Below are 18,971 nucleotides of genomic sequence, written 5' to 3'. Positions count from 1 at the left end.
TAATCCTTTTAGTTATTCGGGCCAACAGCTTGCTCAGCTTCATCTAGTTTTGTGTACTTATTTTCTTTGCCAATTTCTTCTTCAAAATTATCCTCTTCATCACGTTTTCTTTTTTTATCAATCAGCTTGATTCGAGGGTCATTTGTTGTAAGTTTTGGAAATGAATTTTTATCCAAAACCAATTCCTTGATTCTTGAGAAATGAAGGTTAATCCATTCAAGAGCATTAAAAGATCCTGAAAGCGTAAGCGATTCAAGGTTTCGTGTGTTATTCAGGAAGAGTTGTTTTAGGTTAGGGCAGGTGTCCCCAGATATTTCTAGAGTTCTGATTCCTGAGTAACCAAGGTTCAACATTTCAAGTGCATTTAATGATCCGGAAAGAGTAACCGATTGAAGATTCTGTGTTTTACTAAGCTCGAGCTTTTTTAGGTTAGGGCAGGTGCCAGAAATTTCTATGGTTTTGATTCCTGAGTAAGAAAGATTAATCCATTCAAGCGCATTCAATGATCCTGAAAGCGTAAGCGATTCAAGATTTTGTGTGCAGCCCAGGTCGAGTTTTTTGAGGTTAGGGTAGGTGCCACCAGAAATTTCTATGGTTTTGATTCCTGAGTAAGAAAGGTTAACTCTTTTAAGGGCTGTAAAAAATTTTAATAGATTATCAAAATTGTTGTCGAAACAATCGAGCCATAGAAAGCCAGTAATTGTTTTGACCTCTTGACTCAAGACAGCACAAATTTCGTTATTTTTAAGGTTGAATAGATCTCTTAAAATAGTCTGAATATCCATGCTCATTTGGTAATCTTGCCACAAGAAGCGCTGAAGTGCATTCCGTAGAATCAAAGCTGCATGAGTGTACGAAATTTGGGTATTTGTAAGCGTCAGATATAATTCTTTGAGCATGTTGATGATTGCAACACTATCGATAACATTTTCCGAAAAAAGCAGGTGTAAAGGTGTTGTGATAGATTTTTTTGTTGCATCATTCAACAACAAAATTTGTTCGCCTGTGGAATGTTGCAATACATGAGCATGCTGTTCTGTGCATGAAGAAATTGTAGTGCTTACTTCAGGAGCAAGCGTGGTGATTGAGTCAAATTGTGCGTGGCCAGACTTAACGCTTATGACGAACTCAAAATCTTGTTCAACCTGTATGGTTATTGTTCCAGAACAATCTTTGCGATTATCGCTTGCGGTATAGGTTGCAACGTTATCAATTTCAATGGAGATATTCTGTTTTTCAGGAGCGAGTGTTCTGCAAAAGGTTTCAAGTCCTATGGTTGCCCATTGTGTTACCGCCTGAGTGTACTGATTGTCATCTTGATATACAGGCTCTGATTCAAATCCAAGCTCAAAAACTGCATTGAGCACGCGCATGATATTAACAAGGCCGCTATCAACTTCATTATCATTATCATTGTGGTTGCTGTGAGCAAGATATTTTTCGTTGTAGCGAATGTTAGCATCAAGGTTATTCACCACCTTGCTCCAAGCGTTGCGTACAGAAATTTTACCTGAATTAGCTTGTTCAGGTTTTTGCAGTTGATAAAATGCTTCAAGGTTATCGTATGCTTGCACATCACTAATTTTTTTCAGAGCATGCTCTACATCCCAATGCTTTGTCTTTTTGTTATACAAAACCAAATTGCACAAGTGACGAATGGTAGTCTCGGTACAATCCGGATATGTTTTGTTTTCAAGTAACTGATTGTTTGCACGGTCATAACCACAAGCAAGACCATTGTTCACCGGCTTGCACTGGCGTGCATAGGGAATAACAGCGTCAATTAAATCGCGGTTTTGAATGACCCAGAGGTCATCAAGAGTTGCTTGATCGGAAGATTTTTTCACCACATCCTCAAGATTGCCTTGATCAATCAAACCATCTTCAAACATTGCTTGATGATCAACAAGCTGTTCATCTAAATTTTGGATTAAGGTCTGAATTTCCTCTGAGCCAAATTTTAAACAAAAGAATGCGTTAAGGAGCATTTCAGGCGTGTATTTTGGGTAAAATGTTGCTTCATGATATTTTTCAAAATTTTTGTAATGTTCAGGGTTAGATGCACAAAGAGCTCTTCGATCATCACGCTCTTCGAGCTCGATGCATTTGCAGAGTACGGACAAGAGTTCTTTGGCTCTTGGCAAAATAATGCTAAAACGTCGATTGTTGCTTAAAAAGTTCTTGAAGAAGTCTGTATCAACTTGATTTTGTGCTGCAGCTTGCAATCGTTTGATGGCTGCATTGAAATTACTTCCAAATTCATTACCACCCATTACATGAAACTTTTGCCCATTTCGAATATCAAAAGATTTAACCGTTGTTCTCACCTTTGCGCAAAAGTTCAAAAGCGTAGCAACATCGTGCACACTCAACTGTGCACCAATGCTCTGGCTGTGACTGGTCATGGCAGTGAGTTGTCCAGCCGGCGATGGGAACAATAAAATTGCCAGTTCAGCAAATGGGTCGTTTTTAAGTGCTTTGTCTTGAATATACAGACGACGCCCTTGCGAATCTTGCGGCCCAGGGATGACGTTGTAAAAACGGATTGCATCAACTGTACCGTTCTTGAGTGCTGCACAACCAATGTTGGGTGCGTACAGCTCGTAGCCAGGCTTGAAGTGGCTGAAGATACCCTTGAATGCTAAGGGTGAAATGTTTGCCTGCAGCTGCATGCTGATGAGCAGTGCTGTACCAGATAAAAGTTTTACCATCTTTTTGAGTGCGTTCATGATAACCTCCAGGTTTCTATTAAAATTTTATTTGCTTTCAATTATCCATAATTTCGTCGTTTGCATTATTTTGGCCAACTGGTTGTTCAGCATCAGCAAGTTTGACGAGCTTGTTCTCTTTGCTAATTTCTTCTTCAAAGTTGTCCTTTTCATCACGCTTTCTTTTTTTATCAATCAGCTTGATTCGAGGGTCATCTGTTTTGAGTTTTGGAAACGAATTTTTATCCAAAATTAATTCTGTGATTTCTGAGCCCCAAAGTGTAATTTTTTCAAGTGCATTTAATGATCCAGAGAGTGTAAGCGATTCAAGGTTTTGTGTTTTGTCCAGGTAGAGTTGTTTGAGGTTAGGGCAGGTTCCAGAAATTTCTAAGGCTTTGATTCTTGAGTAAGAAAGGTAGATGCTTGCAAGGGCATTGAGTGAGCTCGAAAGAGTAACCGATTTAAGGTTTTGTGTAGATCTCAGGTTGAGATTTTTTAGGTTAGAGCAAGTGCCAGAAATTTCTAAGGCTTTGATTCCTGACCAAGAAAGGTCGATGCTTTCAAGGGCATTAAAGGATCCTGAAAGCGTAAGCGATTCAATGTTTGGTGTGTGAGAAAGGTCGAGTTTTTTTAGGTTAGGGCAGGTTCCAGAGATTTGTATAGATTTGATTCCTGACCAAGAAAGGTCGATGCTTTCAAGGGCTGTAAAAAATTTTAATAAATCACTAAAATTATTGTTGAAATTATTGTTGAAACAATTGTTTAACCATTTATTGCCACCAATTACTTTGACTTCTTTACTTAAAACAGCACGAATTTCGTTATTCCTCAGGCTGAATAAATCGCTCAAAATAGTCTGAATGTTACGGCTCATCTGCAAATCTTGCCACAAGAAGCGTTGCAGTGCGTTTTGTAAAATCAAAGCTGCACGGGCGTCAGTAATGTGGTTACTTACAAGCATCAGGTGCAATTGTTTCAGCATGGTGATGATTGCAGCGCTATCAATGACATTTATTGAAAAAAGCTTGTGCAAGGGTGTTGTGGCATAATCTTTTGTTGCAGCATTCAACAACAAAATCTGCTCACCTGAATATTGCAACCTATGATCATGCTGTTGTGCACACGAAGCAATTTTGTCTTGGCTTACTTGGACTAGCGTGGTAATCGAGTCAAATTGTGCATGGCCAGAGCTAATGCTCATGACAAATTTAAAATCTTGTTCAACCTGTACGGTTATTATTGCAGAGCAATCTTTGCGATGATCGGCTGCAGTGTACGTTGCAACGTTATAGATTTGAATGGCTACATTTTGTTTTTCAGGAGCGAGTGTTTTGAAAAAAGTTTCAAGTCCCGAGGTTGCCCATTGTGTTACCGCCTGTTCGTACTGATTGTCATTGTGATACACAGGTTCTGACTCAAGACCGAGTTCAAAAACGATGTTGAGCAGGCGCATGATATTAACAAGGCCGGAGCTAATTTCATTATCATGATCATTGTCATTTTTTATCGATGGTGGCAAAAACTTTTTGTTGTACCGAATATTGCCATCAAGATTGTTTACGACCTTGCTCCACGCATTACGCACGGCAGCTTCACCAGAGTTTGCTTGTTCAGGTTTTTGAATTTGATAAAATGCTTCGAGGTTATCGTATGTTTGCACATCACTAATTTTTTTCAGAGCATGCTCTACATCCCAATGCTTGGTCTGCTTGTTGTATAAAACCAAATTGCACAAGTGACGAATGGTTGTCTCGGTGCAATCGGGGTATGTTCTGTTTTCAAGGAGCTGATTGTTTACTCGGTCATAACCACAGGCAAGACCATTGTTCACCGGTACGCACTGGCGTGCATACGGAATGACAGCGTCAATCAAGTCGCGGTTTTGAATGACCCAGAGGTCATCAAGGGTTGCTTGATCGGGAGATTTTTTCGCCGCATCCTCAAGATTGCCTTGATCAATCAAACCATATTCAAACATTGCTTGATGATCAACAAGCTGTTCATCTAAATTTTGGATCAAGGTCTGAATTTCCTCTGAACCGAATTTTAAACAAAAGAATGCGTTGAGGAGCATTTCGGGTGTGTACTTGGGATAAAAAGAGTTATCACAATAAAAATCAAAGCATTTATGCTTATTGGGGTTTTCTCTGAATACTTGGCGTCGATCATCACGTTCTTCAATTTCAATACAGCGATACAAAAGTTTCAAAAGCACCTGAGCATGAGGGATGTCATTCAAAAAACGATCGGGAATTTTAAGCCATTTAAAGTAAGTTTCAAGGGTATTGTTTGCATACAAATAAAGTTTTTTGTGTTTCTTGATTTCTTTGCGAAGATTTCTGTTATTTGCTATATCGAGAGCTTCACATAAATGGGCAAATGCTCTTTTGATTTTTTTACCGAGTTGATTTCCTTTAAGGCCCTTATTCGCTTTCATGGTACAAATAGCAGCTCTAATCCTTGCACAAAAATTCAACATTGCCGCAATGTCATACACTGTTAATTGTGCACCAATGTTTTGACCATGACTGGTCATGGCAGTGAGCTGGCCAGCAGGCGATGGAAAGAGTAGAATTGCCAGTTCAACAAACGGGTCGTTTTTAAGCGCTTTATCCTGAATGTACAGACGACGCCCTTGCGAATCTTGCGACCCAGGGATGACGTTGTAAAAACGAATTGCATCAATCGTACCGTTCTTGAGTGCCGCGCAACCAATGTTGGGTGCATACAGTTCGTAGCCTGGCTTGAAGTGTTTAAAGATTTCTTTAAACGCTAAGGGTGAAATGTTTGCTTGGAGCTGCGTGCTTGCCAGCAATACCACAATGCTCAACAATGATTTGAATACATTTTTTAACACGTTCATGATAACCTCCATTATTTTTAACATTTATATCAGATTGCACCAATCTATCATTTCATTGTCATCGACTGTTCTGAGTTCTGGAAATGAATTTTTATTAGGCTCAAGCGTATTGATTTTTGAGTGATTAGGATCAATTCTTTCAAGTGCATTTAATGATCCGGAAAGAATAACCGATTCAAGATTTCCAGTTCCCCGAAGATCGAGCTTTTTTAAGTTAGGGCAGGTATCCCGAGATATTTCTAGAATTCTGATTCCCGAGTAATCAAGGTTCAACATTTCAAGTGCATTTAATGATCCGGAAAGAGTAACCATTTCAAGATTACGTGTATCAAAAAGATCGAGCTCTTTTAGGTTAGGACAGGTGTCCCCAGATATTTCTAGAGTTCTGATTCCTGAGCTGAAAAGATTAATCATTTCAAGTGTATTTAATGATCCGGAAAGAGTAACCGATTCAAGATTTTTTGTTCCCAAAAGATCGAGCTTTTTTAGGTTAGGGCAGGTCTCCCCAGATATTTCAATTGATTTGATTCCTGATTTACGAAGTCGTAAAATTTCAAGTTTATTTAATGATCCGGAAAGAGTAACCGATTCAAGATTACGTATTTCAAAAAGATCGAGCTCTTTTAGGTTAGGGCAGGTGTCACCAGATACTTCTAGAATTCTGATTCCTGAGTAACCAAGGTCAATTGTTTCAAGTGCATTTAATGATCCGGAAAGCGTAAACGATTCAAGATTTCGTATAAGCAAAAGATCGAGCTTTTTTAAGTTAGGGCAGGTATCCCCAGATATTTCTAGAGTTCTGATTCCTGAGTAACTAAGGTCAATTGTTTCAAGTGTATTTAATGATCCGAAAAGAGTAACCAATTCAAGATTACATGTTTTACAAAGATCGAGCATTTTTAGGTTAGGGCAGGTGTTCCCAGATATTTCTAGAGTTCTGATTCCTGAGTAACTAAGGTCAATTGTTTCAAGTGTATTTAATGATCCGGAAAGAGTAACCGATTGAAGATTCTGTGTTTTACTAAGCTCGAGCATTTTTAGGTTAGGGCAGGTGCCAGAAATTTCAATTGATTTGATTTCTAATCCACCAAGGCTCAATATTTCAAGTGCATTTAATGATCCAGAAAGAGTAATCAATTGAAGATTCTGTGTTTTACTAAGATCGAGCTTTTTTAGGTTAGGACAGATGCCAGAAATTTCAATTGATTTAATTCCTGAGCTAGAAAGGTTAAACATTTCAAGGGCTGTAAAAAATTTTAATAGATTATCAAAACTATTATTAAAATAATCAGATGCCCATTTGTCTCCAACAATTGTTTTCACTTCCTTAGCTAAAACAGAACGAATTTCGTTATTCTTAAGTTTGAATAAATTCCTTAAAATAGGTTGAATGTCACTACTCATTTGCCCATCTTGCCATAAGAAACGCTGAAGTGCATTGCGCAGAATCAAAGCTCCACGAGTGTACGAAATTTGGGTATCTTTAAGCATCAGGTATAATCTTTTAATCATATTGATAATTGCAACACTATCGATAACATTTTCCGAAAAAAGCTGGTGTAATCGTGTTGTGATAGATTTTTTTGCTACAGCATTCAACAACAAAATTTCTTCGCCTGTGGAATATTGCAACAGGTGATCGTATTTTTGTGAGCATGAATGAATTATTTTATCGCTTATTGTGAGCGCTTCAGGAGCAAAGTTTTTTATTGAATCAAATTTTGCATGACCAAACTCAACGCTTATGACGAATTTAAAGTCTTGTCTAATCTGTACGGTTATTTTTGCAGAGCAATCTTTGCGATTATCAGATGCAATGTACATTGCAACGTTATCAATTTCAATGGAGATATTCTGTTTTTCAGGAGCGAGCGCTTTAAAAAAGGTTTCAAGCCCTGTGGTTGCCCATTTTGTTACCGCCTGAGTGTACTGATTGTCATCTTGATACACAGGCTCTGATTCTAGTTCAAGATTAAAAACCGAATTGAGAACGCGCATGATGTTAACAAGGCCGCTATCAACTTCATTATCGTTGTGATTACTATCAGTAAGATATTTTTGATTGTACCGAATGTTGGCATCAAGATTGTTTACCACCTTGCTCCATGCATTACGCACTGCAGCTTCACCAGAGTTAGCTTTTTCAGGTTTTTGAATCTGATAAAAATCATTAAAGTTTTCAAGCGTTTGCATATTTGAGATTTTATCTTGTACATACTGCAAGTTCCAGTTCTGGGTCTGCTTGTTGTACAAAACCAAATTGCACAAATGACGAATGGTTGTCTCGGTACAATCCGGATATGTTTTGTTTTCAAGTAACTGATTGTTTGTTCGGTCATAACCGCAGGCTAAGCCATTGTTCACCGGCTTGCACTGGCGTGCATAGGGAATAACAGCGTCGATCAAATCTCGGTTTTGAATGACCCAGAGGTCATCAAGGGTTGCTTGATCGGGAGATTTTTTCGCCGCATCCTCAAGATTGCCTTGATCAATCAAACCATATTCAAACATTGCTTGATGATCAACAATCTGTTCATCTAAATTTTGGATTAAGGTCTGAATTTCCTCTGAACCAAATTTTAGACAGAAGAATGCGTTGAGCAGCATTTCAGGCGTGTATTTTGGGTAAAATGTTGCTTTATGATATTTTTCAAAATTTTTGTAATGTTCAGGGTTAGATGCAAAAAGCGTTCTTCGATCATCACGCTCTTCGAGCTCGATGCATTTGCAGAGCAAGCACAGCAACTCTTGTGCCCGAGGCACAATAAAATTGAAGCGTCGATTATTGGTTAAGAAATTTTTATAGTAATCGATGTTTGCTTGATTTTTTTCTGCAGCTTGCAATCGTTTGATAGCTGCATTGAAATTACTTCCAAATTCATTACCACCCATCACGTGAAACTTTTGCCCATTTCGCATTTCAAAAGACTTAACCGTTGTTCTCATCTTTGCGCAAAAATTCAAAAGCGTAGCAAGGTCTTGCACACTCAACTGTGCACCAATGCTCTGGTTGTGACTGGTCATGGCAGTGAGTTGTCCTGCCGGGGATGGGAATAACAAAATTGCCAGTTCAACAAACGGGTCGTTTTTAAGCGCTTTATCCTGAATGTACAGACGACGCCCTTGCGAATCTTGCGGCCCAGGGATGACGTTGTAAAAACGGATGGCATCAACGGTGCCGTTCTTGAGTGCCGCACAACCAATGTTAGGTGCGTAGAGCTCATAGCCGGGCTTGAAGTGGCTGAAGATACCCTTGAATGCTAAGGGTGAAATGTTTGCCTGCAAGCTCATGCTCAGGGCAAGGACTCCTAGCAGGGCAGTACTCCATAAAAATTTAAATACATTTTTTAACACGTTCATGATAAACTCCATTATCTTTATTATTTAACGTGAACTCGATGATTTAAATTATCCAGTTCACCTGTTATTTTTTTCTATTGTTTCCATAATTATTGATGCAACTTCCAGAACTGCTTTATCTTCGCTTTTCAAATAATGCGGAATAAGTTCATGTGTTTTGAGTATAACTTGCTCCTGTAATGATTGATTAAATGCATTCATCGTATAAATGATGATGAGGTTGGCATTTACATTCATAGCATTAGGTTTAAGTAAGCTTAGGCTTTCTAGAACAGCAATTGGGTTTTTGGGTATAAGGTCATCATAGATTGCTTTATAGTCATGAAAGGTAATGCGTATCATTTCTTTTACAATATCAGAGATAGCATTTGCTTTTGAGCTATCATGAATTTTCATAGTGAAAGAAGCGCCATATTCATTAACAATTGCATCTTGAAGTGAAAAGCCATACAGCGTGCATATTGTTTGTGCATACAATTCCATAACCTGCCATCGATAAATTTTGTCTCCGTAAAATTTTAAAGCTAATATTGTATTGTTCGTTTCTTTTTCGAAACTCAGCGTAAGCGCCATGCTATGAAATCTAATGGGAATATTGTAATAATAAGAAATAGTATTTTTTTCAAATGTTGTTCCTGTTCTGGATGCACGGCATTTAATGCCTTCTACTTCTGTATTTAATACATCAAGCGCACTACATATTGTTGTAAAGTCTTGAGGAAGAGCTTGCTCTTTTATTTCTACAAGGCGGTTTAATGATCTGACAACAACTAAAAGGCTTTGATGGACTGTTGTAAAAAGGTCTTCAAGTGTTTTGAGTTCGGAGAGTCCATAGTATGCCGAGCTTCCAAGAGCTGCAGCATTAACATTAAATCCTGGGGAAGGAAGGAGCTCAGACTCAAGAGCCTCTTTTGATGCAAATTTTACTTTGAGTTTATTCAGATATTTATCTAGAGGTAATTCTTGATGGTATTTAATTACTCCAGCAGTAACAAGTAGTGCCCATTGTTCAAGAAGTCCTAAATATCGTCCAAGCATTATTTTAAAATGCTGAGCACGCACTTGAGTATCAATTTTACTTGATGATTTAATTGATTTGATTATCTGATCAAAAGTTTCAACAAATGTATTCATGGTTGAAACCGCTGCTTGATAGGCAAACGGATGTTGCTCTGGATTTTTTATAATCTGAGTAAGTTCAGCTGAAGTAAACCAGGTAAGAATTTGCTCATCAAAATTATTTTTTAATTGCTCAAATTGTCCATCTTCTTGCCACGTATTCAGATTTGTATGGCCAAGTAAATCGTTGTAATGCTTAAGCCGAGCAAGAAAATCATGGTCTTGATGGTACTCTGTAAATAACGTATTAAATATTTCTGACGGAGATTTTGTTTGTGCTGCAAAGCGAGTGTTTATCCATGCGGGAATCATTTTTAGTTCAATGATATCATTAAGCATAAGGGTCAAATTTGTTTGTTGTTCTTCGTTGAAATACTGAGCTGCGTGATTTAAGAATGCAACCCAGCTATTTTCAACAGTATCAGTCAGTGCAACTTGAGATCCTGTTTGAGTGAGTTCAAGTAATTTTTGGTTACTCAAAAGGTGAGCATGAATTGTTCCGTTTTCTTCAGTCCGGGCTATTTTGCTTTTGATAAAAGAAACAGTTTTATGGTAACGCTCAAGTATCGAAATGTAGGAATAATTATCAACGACCTCATTGTTTGGTTTTTGAAATAATAGAGTTTCAATGAATGCTATGGGCAAAAGGCGCTCAAGTCCAAATGGTGGTTTCCCCAGTTGACTTATAATATCCGTACGCAGTTCAAGGGCCAGAGCAAATAGACTACTCAGTTGCTCAACTGCAAGCTTTGCTGGTTCTTGAGTGAAGCAGATGGTATTTATGGTTTGCGTAAGCGGGCAATTCAGATCAAGATAGTTGGCGCAATCAAAAAATTTGTTGTCAGGACAAGTGACCTGTTGTTGTTTGATGCGAATTTGCTGCGCAAGGCGACTCAGAATTGTTTTCAGAGCAAGCTCTGCTTGGATTTGATTTCCTCCCTTAAGCGTTTTAACCAATGTTTCAAGTGAACTTTCATGATCAGTATTTTGTAACTGCGCATAAAAATTTATTGTATCGGGCAATGGTGTTTTATCTGGAATAGAAAGAATTTGAGCTATTGGATAAGAGCGAAGGCCTTCTTTAATCAGGCCATCTGAGCTAAGTTTTGCAATTGAATTTTCAGTAAAGGATGTAGTTGCTAAATTATAAATTTTACTGTTTTGAACGTCTGCTAGGAGTTTACACTCATCAGCTTGGATCCATTGTATGAGTTGTTGGTAATGATTGGTCGTCATCACCGGCTTACCCATGCCATTAAACGTTGCTGCAGCATGTGACGTTGCATCGGCCTGTTTTTGGACAACGACCAAATCGAAGTCAAAATTATTATTATCACTTCGCTGTGTCAGATAAAAATGAAGTGCGTCATCAAGTGTTTGCTGAGCAATGATTCGATTTTTATCGGTAATAAGTCTTAAGCTTCCACCCGCTTGGCTCATGGTTGTGCATTCAAGCGCTGTGCCTAAGTTGCTATCGTCAACAATATATGATGGAAGTTCCTGCGAGCGCTTGATGACTAATGGGCGTGCTTGGTATAAATAGAGCGTATTTGCTTGGTGATCAAAGCTCAATTCAAGATCCATAGGTTTACCATAAGCTTTTTCAATAAATGAAAGGACTTGAGCAATTGCCCATTGTTGTTCGGGGTTTAGTGAGGGTGAGTTTTGCATGTTGTCATTATTTGCTACAAAGTCGAGTGCAAATTTTTTGTTTTTTTGTGTGACAGGAGCAAGGCGAGTGGGCTTATTTTTCACAATAACATGACATTGTGATTGATCGCATACATAGGTATCCAGTGGAACGAGGCTGTCAACAACTCCCTTGGTATGACCATGTGTACATTGAGAAATTGAGACCCCCGGGATATCTCCTTGTGGTTCACGCGTGTATGATACACACCCAGAAAATGGTGAGCCGTTTGTTTCAGCAACGACACGCTGTACCAAAACAGGCATGAGCGGAACATCGTAGAGTTGTTTGTCTTGTAACAGAGCCCGTTGACCGAAAGATTTTTCTCTAAAATATGAAGAGACTACAATTCCCATGCCGCGTAGTACATCGGCAGGCTTTGCATCAACGATCTCATTGCTTGCATTGCCGCCGGCATTTGCAAGCTCTTCGGTATCTTCGCGCCCAGTGCTTCTGGTGGTGATAAAGGCATTATGGTGAGCGCAAAAAGTAATGAGCGCATCAAGTTTTTCGTCAAAGCCTAATTCTGTTAGGGAGCTTGGTGTATTGCTTGAAAAAAAGCTCAATAAGCCGGGATTTTGAGCAGCCTCAAGTTGGGTTGCAGTTATTTCAAATTTTTCTTTTATTCGATCGGCAAGAGCCTCAAGTTTTTGAATAAAACCCTCAGGAATTACTAAATTTTTTATATCTTCTGTTGAGACGTTTTGTAAGAGTATTTTCCATTCAGCTTCAATATCAAGGTTGTTGCGTTTCAAAAAGCGTTTGGTTTGTTGATCGGGAATCCCAACGAATTCAGGGACGGCAACCAAAATATTGCCGGGCAGGTTTTGCAGTAAAGGATCTTTGATTAATTCAGCAAGGACAGTCATATTTGCAGTTTTGTATCCTAAACCAAAATCGAGTGCATAGGTATCAAGCCATGGCTTGCTTGTGATCTCATAGGCAACATCGGCATTAAGAGGTGAGGTGTTGAGAGATGTTGTTTTGATCTCTGGTGCATAAGCATCAACACGAGCATGTGCCGAGTCAGGAATATTTTTAACGAAAAGTGAAAGCGAACTGTCGTTTGGCGTCGAATCATTGTTATGAGATTCGTTTAAAGTCGTATTGTGATTTGGTGTCATGAGTGAGCCAAGCAAGACCGCTGTTGCCAGTGGACTTTGGCTGGAAAAGGCCTTGTGATGTTCTGGTTTGTTTTTCAGGAGCCTACTATATTTTTTGTTTCCATGCTTTTTTCTAAAACATTTATGAGCAATGCTTCCCGGTTGGCTTTCAAGAACCATGCGCTCTTGTTCCCGTTGTGACTGGCCGTCAAACCACATTGTAGCTGGATTAACAAGACCATACTGAATGATTTTATCGGTGACATGACTTGCAAGCGATGCCGCTTGTGCACATGAGCTTGCAAATAAACTTTGGTTAGAAGAATGCTTGGTCTCTTTTTTTGGTGCATTTTGTTCGGCACTTCTTTTTCGTTTTATGCCAGGTTTCTTCATTGCTGATAATGAAGAAGTTGAATTAAGCAATTGAAGTAAAGTAATTGTAATCAGGAGTGATCGAGTGTTTAAAAATTTCATGATAACCTCCATTATCCCTATGGTTTATATCAGATTGCACCAATTAATCTGCTGGTCAGCTATTTCATTATTGGTATTATTCCGTTCAGATGCTTCGACTTCAATGAGATTTGTTTCTTTGATTTCAATAAGTTCAGCATCTTCGATTTCAACAAACTTAAAATGTTTATTTTCTTTCCCAATTTCTTCTTCAAAATTATCCTCTTCATCACGCTTTCTTTTTTTATCAATGAACTTGATTCGAGGGTCATATGTTTTGAGTTTTGGAAACAAATTTTTATCCAAAACTAATTCTTTGACTCCTGAGCCCCAAAGTGTAATTTCTTCAAGTGCATTGAATGATCCTGAAAGCGTAAGCGATTCAATGTTTGGTGTGTGAGAAAGGTAGAGCTTTTTTAGGTTAGGGCAGGTGCCAGATATTTCTAGAGTTCTGATTCTTGAGCAATCAAGGTCAATTGTTTCAAGTTGATTTAATGATCCTGAAAGAGTAACCGATTTAAGATTTGGTATTTCAAAAAGGTAGAGCTTTTTTAGGTTAGGGCAGGTGCCAGATATTTCTAGAGTTCTGATTCCTGAGAAACCAAGGTCAATTGTTTTAAGCGCATTGAGTGAGCCTGAAAGCGTAAGCGATTCAAGATTTTGTGTTTTATAAAGATAGAGATTTTTTAGGTTAGGGCGGGTGTTACCAGAAATTTCTAGACTTTGGATTCGTGATTTGCTTAGGTCAATCGTTTTAAGCGCATTTAAGGATCCCGAAAGAGTAACTGATTCAAGGTTTTGTGTATTATACAGGTTGAGTTTTTTGAGGTTAGGGCAAACGTTCTCAGAAATTTCTATGGTTTTGATTTCTGAATCAGAAAGTGTAATTTCTTCAAGTTCATTTAATGATCCAGAGAGCTTAACTGATTCAAGGTTTTGTGTATTACTCAGGTTGAGTTTTTTGAGGTTAGGGCAGGTTCCAGAAATTTCTAAGGCTTTGATTCCTGAGCTACTAAGGTCGATTGCTTCAAGGGCTGTAAAAAATTGTGATGCATCATCAAAACTATTATTGAAAAAATCGGATAGCCATTTATCGCCAATAATTGTTTTTACTTCTTTACTTAAGACAGAACGAATTTCGTCATTATTAAGGTCATATAAATTTCTCAATACGGGTTGAATATTCGAACTTATCTGCAAATCTTGCCATAAGAAGCGCTGCAGTGCGTTTTGTAAAATCAAAGCTGCACGTGCGTAATTAATGTGGTTGCCTGTAAGCATCACGTGCAATTGTTTGAGCATGGTGATGATGGTAGCGCTATCAATGACATTTATCGAAAAAAGCGTGTGCAGTGGTGTTGTTATAAAATTTTTGGTTGCAGCACTCAACAACAAAATTTGTTCACCTGAATGTTGCAACGTATGAGCATGGTATTGTGCACATGAAGCAGTTTTGTCTTGGCTTACTTGAACTCTTTCAGGAGCAAGCGTGGTAATCGAATCAAATTTTGCATGATCAAACTCAACGCCCATGACAAAATTAAAATCTTGCTCAACTTGTACAGTGACTTTTGCAGAACAATCTTTGCGATTATCGCTTGCGGTATAGGTTGCAACGTTATCAATTTCAATAGAAATATTTTGTTTTTCAGGAGCGAGGGTTTTGAAAAAAGTTTTAAGTCCGGTAGTTGCCCACTCTGTTACTGCTTGAGCGTACTGATTGTCATCTTGATACATAGGCTCTGATTCAAGACCGAGATTAAAAACGGTATTGAGCACGCGCATGATGTTAACAAGGCCAGTGTCGACCTCATTATCGTTGTGGTTACTCTGAGCAAGATATTTTTGATTGTACCGAATGTTGGCATCAAGATTGTTTACCACCTTACTCCAAGCGTTACGCACGGCAGCCTCACCAGAGTTTGCCTGTTCAGGTTTTTGAAGCTGATAAAACGCTTCAAGGTTATCGTGTGTTTGCATATCACTAATTTTTTTCAGAGCATGCTCTACATCCCAATGCTTGGTTTGCTTGTTGTACAAAGCTAAATTACACAGGTGACGAATGGTTGTCTCGGTGCAGTCTGGGTATTTTTTGTTTTCAAGTAACTGATTGGTTGCACGGTCATAACCGCATGCCAAGCCATTGTTGACCGGCTTGCACTGGCGTGCATAGGGAATAACAGCATCAATTAAGTCGCGGTTTTGGATGACCCAGAGGTCATCAAGAGTTGCCTGATCAGAAGATTTTTGCACTGCAGCCTTAAGATTATTTGCATCAATCAATCCATTTTCGAACATTACTTGATGGTCAACAAGCTGTTCATCTAAATTTTGGATCAAGGTCTGAATTTCTTCTGAACCAAATTTTAAACAAAAGAAAGCGTTGAGGAGCATTTCTGGTGTGTACTTGGGATAAAATGTTGCTTCATGATATTTTTCAAAATGGCGTTTAAACTTTTCTTGATCTTTATATGTGGCACATTTTTTTTGTCTTCGATCATCTCGCTCTTCCAGCTCTATACATTTGCATAACGAAACCAAAAGATCTTGGCTATGGGGGTATCCTTCAGGGGCAAATTGTTTGTTGTTCTCAATAAAATTTACAAAATAATTTTTGTCCTGATCTTGGCAAGATTGCGAGCACGTTTTTAAAATATTTCTGATATTTTTACCAAATTCATTCCCGGTCTTGTCATGTGCTTTACCGTTTTTTACTGCGGCTCTTACCTTTGCACAAAAGTTCAAAAGCGTAGCAACATCTTGCACGCTCAACTGTGCACCAATGCTTTGGCTATGACTGGTCATGGCAGTTAATTGTCCGGCCGGCGATGGAAAGAGTAAAATTGCCAGCGCAGCAAACGGGTCGTTTTTAAGCGCTTTATCCTGAATGTACAGACGACGCCCTTGCGAATCTTGCGGCCCAGGGATGACGTTGTAAAAACGGATCGCATCAACGGTACCGTTCTTGAGCGCTGCGCAACCAATGTTTGGCGCATACAGCTCATAGCCGGGCTTGAAGTGTTCAAAAATTTCTTTAAACGCTAAGGGTGAAATGTTTGCCTGCAAGCTCATGCTCAGGGCAAGTGTTGTAAGAACAAGTGAATTTAAAAATAAACGTACAAATTTCATCATAACCTCCATATTTTTCAAAATAGTCATGCATAGTTTGCATGATCAGACCACCGATTAACGTGATCAACGTATTCGTTTAGCAACGAATACACGTGAATAAAAATGGGGTTTAGATAATAAGTTGAGATTCGCGTATAACGCGTAAACGATTTTGTTTACGAAGTTCCGAATTACTTCGCTTGAAGGTTTGCTTTGACATACAAAGTCTTGAGTTTAAAAAAGATGATGCTTGATTGCGCGCGGCACAAAGCTGTAAGCCTATTGGGCTTACCGATGCTCGTGTGAATATGGGCACAAAAATAGTCATACATTCTCCCTAAACTGTTTTCCCTGAAAGTCAGGAGGTTTTATACTTATAATTGCAATTTAGCATTAATTATATTAAGTGTCTAATGGGTTATTTTGTATTTGAATTAACAATAGATTGTGAAGGAGAGAGCTGTTTTTAACGTTGCTTTTGGCTGGCAAGGGTGAGGGCTGATAAAAAACTGGTAAAAACGCAAAATATGCTGTCTTTTGAGCAGTTTGTACCCGGCGCATCAGGCAATCCAGTTCTCAAAATTGACTAAATATTGACATAAATCCATATTGGGTATTACACTGATACTTGTAATACTGTAATACTGTAGCACAGGGGGGTTTATGAAGCGTTCAACTGTCACCTCTAAATTTCAAGCAACTATTCCTCAGGAGATAAGAAAGATTCTTGATATTCAGTCTGGGGATAAGATTCTTTTTGAGATATTGCCTGATAATCAGGTGGTAATAAGAAAAGAGAAGCGCTTTGACCGCATGTATGCGGAATCATTGCAGGCCACGCTTGAAGAGTGGAACTCCCAAAATGATGATGAGGACTATCGTGATTTATAATCAGTTTGATGTGGTGATTGTTCCATTCCCCTTTACTGATCAAAATAATCTTAAACGTCGACCAGCACTTGTCATATCTTGCGCATCATTTAATCAACAAGTTCAGCATGCTGTCATGTTGATGATTACCAGTGCGCGTAATGCACCTTGGTCAGGTGATGTAAATATTGAAGATCTTCAGGCAACTGGACTTGAAAAGCCATCGGTTATTCGTATGAAATTTTTTACGCTGGATAATCGTCTTATTTTAAGAAAATCTGGGTTACTTGGATTGCAAGATAGACAAGCTCTCGTGAAATCGATTAATCAATTAATGAATGTAAAAGTATTTGAGTTAGAATAGATCTTTTTTATCAAATATTGAAATGACGTTTGATTTTTTTGTTTTCTAATTTTTTTCTCCAAGCACGTTGAAATGCCTCTTCCAGTTCTATTGAGCTGTAGGTCTGAGAACGGGCATATTCTTTTGCTTCAAAACGTATTTGCTTTTTTTGAGCCGGCCAAGAACTGGTAAAAATGCAAAAATATGCTATCTTTTGAGCAGTTCGTACCCAGCACATCAAGTGATTTGTGCCTTGGGCAATTTTAACGTGAATCTTCTCAAGGAGCCTGTATGCAGGCCTTAATTGAAACAATCAATCGTGTCAGACAGGAATTTCAGGATAAACTTACTCAAGCGGCCGATCTCAAGGCTCTTGAGGAGGTTCGGGTTCAGTTTCTTGGTAAAAAAGGACCTATTTCAGAACTCCTGGGTGAGCTAAAAAATTTATCGACCGATCAGAAAAAAGAGGTAGGACCGGCGCTTAACCAGCTACGACAAGATGCTGAGCAGCAGATCAAAGATCGTCGCGAAGCGCTTGTGGTCCAGGCAGCTCAAGCGGCAGATTTTAAAAAAGAGCACTTTGATGTGACTGCCCATAAAACAGGTCTTGCCACTGGTCACCTCCATCCATTTACGCCATTTATAGAAGAAATTGAAAATATCTTTATTTCAATGGGATATCAGGTTCTTGATGGTCCCGAGCTTGAGACTGATTTTTATAATTTTACCGCACTCAATATTCCGCAAGATCATCCAGCACGTGATATGTATGATACCTTCTGGACTGATTTACCAGGCCATTTGTTGCGTACGCATACCTCTAACGTGCAGGTACGAGCAATGCAAAGCAAAGAGCTTCCATTGGCGGCGATTGTGCCAGGACGAACCTATCGACATGAAGCGGTTGATGCCTCTCATGACTTTATGTTTATGCAGTGTGAAGGTTTTTACGTTGATAAAAATGTTAATCTTTCACATTTGTTTGCGACCGCTCAGGCATTCTTAAAAGCACTTTTCAAAAAAAATGAACTTGATATTCGCATTCGACCAGGATTTTTCCCCTTTGTTGAACCTGGTATAGAAATCGATATGCGATGTGTTTTTTGCACTTCCGGTTGTTCAGTATGCAAGCGCTCAACCTGGATTGAAGTATTCCCATGCGGCATGATCCACCCCAATGTCTTAAGAGCCGGTGGTATTGATCCAGATGTGTATTCTGGATTTGCTTTTGGGTTTGGACTGACAAGGCTTGCCATGCTTTCGTATGGAATTGATGACATTCGCCATGTGTATGGAGGGAAGCTGAAATTTCTTGAGCAGTTTTAAAAAAAAAGAAGATTGGATAGGGAGA

Annotated in this window: 8 protein-coding genes; 3 read left to right on the top strand and 5 right to left on the bottom strand. The window is 38.8% G+C overall.

All coding sequences use genetic code 11. The features are described 5' to 3' along the window. Window positions 1–8 precede the first annotated feature (8 nt). Genes JST56_06005 through JST56_05985 form a run of 5 tightly spaced genes read right to left on the bottom strand, consistent with a single transcriptional unit; the run spans window position 9 to window position 16,428 of the window. The gene (locus tag JST56_06005; protein MBS1988510.1) at window positions 9–2,729 is read right to left on the bottom strand and encodes a leucine-rich repeat domain-containing protein; all 2,721 of its coding nucleotides are present in this window, start codon (window positions 2,727–2,729) and stop codon (window positions 9–11) included. Between the two features lie 37 nt (window positions 2,730–2,766). Then, window positions 2,767–5,571, bottom strand: coding sequence for a leucine-rich repeat domain-containing protein (locus JST56_06000; protein MBS1988509.1), 2,805 nt, complete (start codon window positions 5,569–5,571; stop codon window positions 2,767–2,769). Window positions 5,572–5,595: 24 nt separating this feature from the next. Then, window positions 5,596–8,931 carry a hypothetical protein gene (locus JST56_05995; protein MBS1988508.1) on the bottom strand — a complete coding sequence of 1,112 codons (3,336 nt, stop codon included), beginning with the start codon at window positions 8,929–8,931 and terminating at the stop codon, window positions 5,596–5,598. A gap of 57 nt (window positions 8,932–8,988) precedes the next feature. Beyond that, window positions 8,989–13,317 (bottom strand): hypothetical protein, encoded by a 4,329-nt coding sequence (locus JST56_05990; protein MBS1988507.1) that lies wholly within the window; start codon window positions 13,315–13,317, stop codon window positions 8,989–8,991. A gap of 24 nt (window positions 13,318–13,341) precedes the next feature. After that, a complete protein-coding gene (locus tag JST56_05985) occupies window positions 13,342–16,428 on the bottom strand; it encodes a leucine-rich repeat domain-containing protein (protein ID MBS1988506.1) in 3,087 nt (1,028 codons plus the stop codon). A 642-nt stretch (window positions 16,429–17,070) separates the two neighbouring features. On the opposite strand from JST56_05985, the gene JST56_05980 reads away from it, so the two are divergent. From JST56_05980 to pheS, 3 genes are all read left to right on the top strand, one after another. Next, window positions 17,071–17,298, top strand: coding sequence for a type II toxin-antitoxin system PrlF family antitoxin (locus JST56_05980; GenBank protein ID MBS1988505.1), 228 nt, complete (start codon window positions 17,071–17,073; stop codon window positions 17,296–17,298). Beyond that, the gene (locus tag JST56_05975; protein ID MBS1988504.1) at window positions 17,276–17,641 is read left to right on the top strand and encodes a type II toxin-antitoxin system PemK/MazF family toxin; all 366 of its coding nucleotides are present in this window, start codon (window positions 17,276–17,278) and stop codon (window positions 17,639–17,641) included. The genes JST56_05980 and JST56_05975 overlap by 23 nt, the downstream gene beginning before the upstream one ends. Before the next feature lie 270 nt (window positions 17,642–17,911). Next, complete coding sequence (gene pheS, locus JST56_05970) at window positions 17,912–18,946, top strand: phenylalanine--tRNA ligase subunit alpha (GenBank protein MBS1988503.1); 1,035 nt, start codon at window positions 17,912–17,914, stop codon at window positions 18,944–18,946. Window positions 18,947–18,971: the final 25 nt, after the last annotated feature.

The organism is Candidatus Dependentiae bacterium (assembly GCA_018266175.1).
In the GTDB taxonomy this organism is placed as follows: Bacteria; Babelota; Babeliae; order Babelales; family RVW-14; genus JAFEAY01.
The sequence above is the reverse complement of the archived record's forward strand: the minus strand, read 5'-3'. Positions and strand labels throughout refer to the sequence as shown.